Source organism: Leclercia sp. (assembly GCF_036780805.1).
Lineage (GTDB): Bacteria > Pseudomonadota > Gammaproteobacteria > Enterobacterales > Enterobacteriaceae > Enterobacter.
This window is the reverse complement of the sequence record NZ_DAIQCE010000011.1, coordinates 86,113-93,417: the sequence shown is the minus strand read 5'-3', so window position 1 is coordinate 93,417 and position 7,305 is coordinate 86,113. Positions and strand designations below refer to the sequence as shown.

6 protein-coding genes and 2 tRNA genes are annotated in these 7,305 nt (G+C 54.9%); all 8 read right to left on the bottom strand.

All coding sequences use genetic code 11. From position 1 onward, the window contains the following. Positions 1-114 precede the first annotated feature (114 nt). Positions 115-191: transfer RNA gene (locus V7Q49_RS19585), tRNA-Arg, on the bottom strand. Between the two features lie 4 nt (positions 192-195). Then, a tRNA-Ser gene (locus V7Q49_RS19580) sits at positions 196-288 on the bottom strand. Positions 289-630: 342 nt separating this feature from the next. After that, positions 631-816 carry a carbon storage regulator CsrA gene (csrA, locus tag V7Q49_RS19575; protein ID WP_000906486.1) on the bottom strand — a complete coding sequence of 62 codons (186 nt, stop codon included), beginning with the start codon at positions 814-816 and terminating at the stop codon, positions 631-633. 241 nt (positions 817-1,057) lie between these two features. Further along, complete coding sequence (gene alaS, locus V7Q49_RS19570; protein WP_333854572.1) at positions 1,058-3,685, bottom strand: alanine--tRNA ligase; 2,628 nt, start codon at positions 3,683-3,685, stop codon at positions 1,058-1,060. A 131-nt stretch (positions 3,686-3,816) separates the two neighbouring features. Next, positions 3,817-4,317, bottom strand: coding sequence for a recombination regulator RecX (recX, locus tag V7Q49_RS19565; RefSeq protein WP_333854570.1), 501 nt, complete (start codon positions 4,315-4,317; stop codon positions 3,817-3,819). Between the two features lie 76 nt (positions 4,318-4,393). After that, positions 4,394-5,452, bottom strand: coding sequence for a recombinase RecA (recA, locus tag V7Q49_RS19560; protein ID WP_333854568.1), 1,059 nt, complete (start codon positions 5,450-5,452; stop codon positions 4,394-4,396). Between the two features lie 87 nt (positions 5,453-5,539). Next, positions 5,540-6,037, bottom strand: a complete 498-nt coding sequence (pncC, locus tag V7Q49_RS19555) for a nicotinamide-nucleotide amidase (protein WP_333854566.1) — start codon at positions 6,035-6,037, stop codon at positions 5,540-5,542. A gap of 167 nt (positions 6,038-6,204) precedes the next feature. Next, positions 6,205-7,296 carry a lytic murein transglycosylase B gene (gene mltB / locus V7Q49_RS19550; RefSeq protein WP_333854564.1) on the bottom strand — a complete coding sequence of 364 codons (1,092 nt, stop codon included), beginning with the start codon at positions 7,294-7,296 and terminating at the stop codon, positions 6,205-6,207. Positions 7,297-7,305 lie beyond the last annotated feature (9 nt).

Sequence of the window (7,305 nt, the reverse complement as noted above, 5' to 3'; positions counted from 1 at the left end):
GACCGCTCGGTTCGTAGCCGAGTACTCTATCCAGCTGAGCTACGGATGCATCGGGATTTACTGCTGTTACTGCTGATACTCGGTATTGCTTCGTAAGCAACACAAAGTAAAAGATGGTGCATCCGGGAGGATTCGAACCTCCGACCGCTCGGTTCGTAGCCGAGTACTCTATCCAGCTGAGCTACGGATGCAAAATGGCGGTGAGGCGGGGATTCGAACCCCGGATGCAGCTTTTGACCGCATACTCCCTTAGCAGGGGAGCGCCTTCAGCCTCTCGGCCACCTCACCACACAACGCCTCTTTCGAGTGCTTCGAGTAACTCGTTAAGAGCTTCTCGTCGCTGCGTGGCGCATATATTACTTTCTGGGACTTATAAGTCAAACAATTTTCCACAAGCTTTTATCGTTTGCACAAATCACAGGCAATTCGCATGTAAAACCCGCAAAGAGGGTGTTTTATAAACGGATTTTGCAGGCCCGCTGGCAGTTATGTGTGGGTATATAAGGGATGTTGGACAGAGAAAGGGTGTGACAGAAGGTTAAAAAGAGAGCAGTTGAAATCGAACGGTAACTTTTGACAAGGAATATATCGGGAGGGTTGCGTCTCGCCAGACAGCGAGACGCGATAATATCAGTAACTGGACTGCTGGGATTTTTCAGCCTGGATACGCTGGTAGATCTCTTCACGATGAACAGAGACTTCTTTAGGGGCGTTCACACCAATACGTACCTGGTTGCCCTTTACCCCTAAAACTGTCACGGTGACCTCATCCCCAATCATGAGGGTCTCACCAACTCGACGAGTCAGAATCAGCATTCTTTGCTCCTTGAAAGATTAAAAGAGTCGGGTCTCTTGTATCCCGGCATTATCCATCATATAACGCCAAAAAGTAAGCGATGACAAACACGTAATGTGTAGGTAGTCACGGCATCACAATCTGTTAAACGTAAGTTTAGCCGATATACACAAACTCAACCTGACTTTATCATTATCGATAGCGTAGAGCGCAGTACGCCATAACGTTGTCGTTATGGCGTCTGTGTACGCATTGTAATTATTACAGTTTAGAACTTACCCAGCTTTGAACACTGGCCAGCGCCGCTGGAAGGGCTGCTGCGTCTGTACCACCGGCTTGCGCCATGTCCGGACGACCACCGCCTTTGCCGCCCACTTGCTGAGCGACCATACCAATCAGTTCCCCTGCTTTTACACGGTCGATCACGTCCTTAGATACGCCCGCAATCAGAGAAACCTTACCTTCCGCTACCGTTGCCAGAACGATGATGGTTGAACCAAGCTGGTTCTTCAGATCGTCGACCATGGTACGAAGCATTTTCGGCTCAACGCCTGCCAGTTCGCTGACCAGCAGTTTGACACCGTTAATCTCAACCGCTTTGCTGGAGAGGTTTGCGCTCTCGGCAACCGCGGCCTGCTCTTTCAGCTGCTGCAGCTCTTTTTCCAGCTGGCGGGTACGTTCCATCACGCTGCGCACTTTCTCGCCCAGGTTCTGGCTGTCGCCCTTCAGCAGCTGCGCGATGTCGTGCAGCTGATCGCTCTGTGCATGCAGAAGCGCAATCGCGCCTTCGCCGGTAACCGCTTCGATACGACGCACACCTGCCGCCGTACCGGATTCAGAAACAATGCGGAACAGACCAATGTCGCCCGTACGGCTTGCGTGCGTACCGCCACACAGTTCGGTGGAGAAATCGCCCATGCTCAGCACGCGTACGCGTTCGTCATACTTCTCGCCGAACAGCGCCATTGCGCCTTTGTTCTTCGCCGCGTCGAGATCCATGATATTGGTTTCGATCGGCAGGTTACGACGGATCTGGGCATTCACCAGATCTTCCACCGCACGGATTTCTGCCGGTTTCATCGCTTCAAAATGCGAGAAGTCAAAGCGCAGCACTTTGTCGTTTACCAGCGAGCCTTTCTGCGCAACGTGCGTGCCCAGAACCTGGCGCAGCGCGGCGTGCATCAGGTGCGTCGCGGAGTGATTCAGACGGATACGTGCGCGGCGCGCTTCGTCAACGATAGCCTGAACGCCCTCGCCTACCTTCAGCGTGCCGGATGCCAGCGTACCCTGATGACCAATCGCCTGACCGTATTTCTGCGTGTCGTTAACCGCAAAGCTGAAATCACTGCCCTTCAGCTCGCCTTTATCGCCAACCTGGCCGCCCGATTCTGCATAGAACGGGGTTTTGTCCAGAACAACGACCGCAGCCTGGCCCGCGCTGATGCTCTCCACGGCTTTGCCGTCAACAAACAGGGCGGTGACTTTGCCGTTGGTTTCGAGATGTTCGTAACCTTCGAATTCGCTGCTGCCATCAACGCGGATCATCGCGTTGTAGTCGGCACCAAAACCGCTGGACTCACGCGCGCGACGGCGCTGTTCTTCCATGGCGGCTTCGAAGCCTGCTTCATCAACTTTAATGTTGCGCTCACGGCAAACGTCAGCCGTCAGGTCAACCGGGAAGCCATAGGTATCGTACAGACGGAAGGCGGTTTCGCCATCCAGCGTATCGCCTTTCAGCTTCGACAGTTCATCGTCCAGCAGGGCCAGACCACGTTCCAGCGTACGGGCGAACTGCTCTTCTTCGGTTTTGAGAACCTGCTCAACCTGCGCCTGCTGGCGTTTCAGTTCGTCGCCGGCTGCGCCCATCACGCTCACCAGTGGACCCACCAGCTTGTAGAAGAAGGTGTCCTTCGCGCCCAGCATGTTGCCGTGACGGATAGCGCGACGAATGATACGACGCAGCACATAGCCACGGTTTTCATTCGACGGGATCACGCCGTCAGCAATCAGGAAGGCGCAGGAGCGGATGTGGTCGGCAATTACGCGCAGGGATTTGTTGCTCAGATCGGTTGCGCCAGTCACGTCGGCAACAGACTTAATCAGGGTGCTGAACAGATCGATGTCGTAGTTGGAGTTAACGTGCTGCAGTACCGCGGCAATACGCTCCAGACCCATACCGGTATCCACGGATGGCTTCGGCAGCGGTTCCATGGTGCCGTCGACCTGACGGTTGAACTGCATGAAGACGATGTTCCAGATTTCAATGTAACGGTCGCCGTCTTCTTCTGCGCTGCCCGGAGGGCCGCCCCAGATATGATCGCCATGATCGTAGAAGATTTCGGTGCACGGACCGCATGGGCCGGTATCACCCATCTGCCAGAAGTTGTCGGACGCGTACGGTGCGCCTTTGTTATCGCCGATGCGAATAATGCGTTCGCGCGGGATACCCACTTCTTTTTCCCAGATTTCATAGGCTTCGTCATCGGTTTCGTAGACGGTCACCCACAGACGCTCTTTCGGCAGGTTGAACCAGTTTTCACCGGTCAGCAGTTCCCATGCGTACTGGATAGCGTCATGTTTGAAATAGTCGCCGAAGCTGAAGTTACCCAGCATTTCGAAGAAGGTGTGGTGACGTGCGGTGTAACCGACGTTTTCCAGATCGTTATGTTTACCGCCCGCACGCACGCAGCGCTGCGAGGTGGTTGCGCGAGAATAATTACGCTTGTCGAGACCCAGGAAAACATCCTTGAACTGGTTCATCCCGGCGTTGGTAAACAGTAAAGTTGGATCGTTGTTCGGTACCAGGGAGCTGCTGGCAACAACCTGGTGTCCCTTACTATGGAAAAAATCGAGAAACGCCTGACGGATCTCAGCGGTGCTCTTGCTCATAATTATCCTGAAATCAAGCTAACGAAATGTCACAGCCGGTCACTACACAACCTTTGTCGGACGGACCAGCTACTGAAAAAAGTGGGAATAAGATAAGTTTTCTTTAGAGGGAAGTAAAATCCCGCATGCGTTCAATCGGTAAAATTACGCCAGATATCCTGAATATCCTCCATCAGGAAGCCGCGATAAAGCAAAAAGCGCTGGATTTTAACTTTTTCTGAAAACTCACGCGGCAGAGGTTCACCGTACTTGCGCACGGCCTGATCCCGCGCCAGCTCGCACCAGTCAATTTCGCATTCGCGCATCGCCTTTTCGCTGGTTTCGCGCGGGATACCTTTTTGATTCAACTCCTGGCGGATACGCGCCGGACCGTAGCCTTTACGGCTGCGGCTGGCGATAAAGCGTGAGACAAAACGGGTATCGTCCAGATAGCTGTGCTCATAGCACCAGGCAACTACCCGATCGTAATCTTCTGCCGTGGCATCGATGGCTTCTGGCCCGTTTTTGCTCATCACCGGCGCAGCCAGTTTGCGGCGAAGCTCTTGTTCGCTGTGGTCACGCACCGCAAGGATGCGCACGGCGCGATCCAGCAGACGGTTATAAGCAGGACGACGTGCTGTGGATTCATTCATAGATAAACCTGCTGCAGTCAAAAACAAAAAGCAAAAAGGGCCGCACTAAGCGACCCTTGTTTATTACATCCGATTATCAGAAATCTTCGTTGGTTTCTTCAGCGTCTGCGCCATCAACAGCGAACTGCGGTTTAGAATCCTGGTTGCTGAGCAGAAGCTCACGCACCTTCTTCTCGATCTCTTTAGCTGCCGCCGGGTTCTCTTTCAGCCAGGAGATAGCATTCGCTTTACCTTGACCGATCTTGTCGCCGTTGTAGCTGTACCAGGCGCCCGCTTTCTCAATCAGCTTCTCTTTCACGCCCAGGTCAACCAGCTCGCCGTAGAAGTTGATGCCTTCGCCGTAGAGGATCTGGAATTCAGCCTGTTTAAACGGTGCAGCAATCTTGTTCTTCACCACCTTCACGCGGGTTTCGCTACCCACCACGTTCTCACCGTCTTTCACGGCACCGATACGGCGGATATCCAGACGCACGGAGGCGTAGAATTTCAGCGCGTTACCACCGGTGGTGGTTTCCGGGTTACCAAACATCACACCGATTTTCATACGGATCTGGTTGATGAAGATCAGCAGCGTGTTGGACTGCTTCAGGTTACCGGCCAGCTTACGCATCGCCTGGCTCATCATACGTGCCGCGAGGCCCATGTGAGAGTCACCGATCTCACCTTCGATTTCTGCTTTCGGCGTCAGGGCCGCAACGGAGTCGACGATGATGACGTCTACTGCGCCAGAGCGCGCCAGCGCGTCACAGATTTCGAGTGCCTGCTCACCGGTATCCGGCTGGGAGCAGAGCAGGTTGTCGATATCAACACCCAGTTTACGTGCGTAGACCGGATCCAGCGCGTGCTCAGCATCGATAAAGGCACAGGTTTTGCCTTCGCGCTGTGCAGCCGCCACAACCTGTAAAGTCAGGGTGGTTTTACCGGAGGATTCTGGCCCGTAGATCTCTACGATACGGCCCATAGGCAGGCCGCCAGCACCCAGTGCAATATCCAGAGAAAGCGAACCGGTGGAGATAGTTTCTACATCCATGGAACGATCTTCACCCAGGCGCATGATGGAACCTTTACCGAATTGCTTTTCGATCTGGCCCAGTGCTGCCGCCAACGCTTTCTGTTTGTTTTCGTCGATAGCCATTTTTTCCTCTCATGCCGGGTGAAACAACTGCGCTTCACCTTGGATTTCTGTTCTGTTGCAGCAATTATACTGTATGCTCATACAGTATCAAGTGTTTTGTAGAAATTGTTGCCAGAGCGTTTTTAACGCATAAACGGTGGCCTGACGACGCACGCTTTCCCGGTCGCCGCTGAAGCATTCCCGGCGGGTAATCCCCTCGCCTTGCGCCGTCGCAAAGCCAAACCACACCGTCCCGACAGGCTTTTCAGCGCTGCCGCCGTCCGGCCCGGCGATGCCACTAATAGAGACAGCATAATCTGCCCGGGCGGCACGCAGGGCGCCAATCGCCATCTCGATCACCACCGGCTCGCTGACCGCGCCATGCTCGATAAGCGTGGGTTCACGGACGCCGATCATCTGCGCTTTCGCTTCATTACTGTAGGTGACAAACCCGCGTTCAAACCAGGCGGAACTGCCGGCAATATCGGTAATGACTTTCGCCACCCAGCCGCCGGTACAGGACTCTGCCGTGGTGATCGTCGCACCGCGCTGTTTCAGCGCCTGCCCTACTCTCTCACTGAGCTGCATCAATTCATGGTCAGTCATCGTGTTTTGACTCCTTAAAAACATGCAGCACAAGATAGCACTTTAGTCGGTAGATATGAGGATGAGGTGGAGGTTTTACGAGGGGGCTTCAGAAAAATTAACCTGGCCGGGCTCATTAAAAGTGAGTGGAGCGGTTCCACTCACTTTTTTGGCGGGAAACGACAATCTTAACTGAACGGCGATGCCACGCGTGCCTGCGCCACGGCCAGCCCCAGCTGCCAGACCGCCATCGCATAGTGCGTACTGTGGTTGTAGCGGGTGATGGTGTAGAAGTTCGGCAGACCGTACCAGTACTGATAGCCGGTGCCGATATCCAGACGCAACAGGCTGACCTTTTGGTTGTCGCTCAGCGGCTGCTGCGGCGTTAATCCTACGGCCGTCAGCTGTGCCGGGGTATAGCTGGTTTTAAAGCCGTTCTCCAGCCCTGGCGCCTGGCCGTTAGCCATTACAGCCACCGGCTGGCCTGGCGTCCAGCCATGCTCTTTGAAGTAGTTGGCGACGCTGCCAATCGCATCTTCCGGATCCCACAGGTTGATGTGCCCGTCGCCATTGAAATCGACCGCATACTGCTTATAGGAGGACGGCATAAACTGGCCGTATCCCATGGCACCGGCAAAGGAGCCCTTCAGATCCAGCGGGTCGTCCTGCTCGTCGCGGGCCATCAGCAGGAAAGTTTCCAGCTCGGAGGAGAAGTACTCCGCCCGGCGCGGATAGTTAAAGGAGAGGGTCGCCAGCGCATCCAGAATGCGGGTTTTCCCCATCACGCGGCCCCAGCGGGTTTCCACCCCGATAATCCCGATGATGATCTCCGGCGGCACGCCGTAAACCTGCTGGGCGCGGGTCAGCGCATCCTGATACTGATTCCAGAACGCCACGCCGTTCTGCACGTTGTCCGGGGTAATAAACTGGTTGCGATAGCGTAGCCATGCCCCGTTCGGCCCAGCCGGTGGCTGGGTGGTCGGTGCCTGACGATCCATCAGTCGCAGTACGTAATCCAGACGCTTCGCCTGGGAGAGGATCTCCTGCAGCTGGGCTTTATTAAAGCCGTGCTTGCTCACCATTTTATCGATGAACTGTTCCGCCGCGGGGTTGTTGGCAAAGTCGCCCCCCATCTGCATCACATTATGCTGGGGTTCCAGCAGGAAGCCGCCGGACGGGGCCCCCGCCGTTTGCTGGACCTCTTCGGTCTTCGGTTTGCTGCTGCAGGCAGAGAGCAGGATAAGCGCAGGCAGTAAGGCTGCGTAACGACGCTTGAGCATGAGACATCC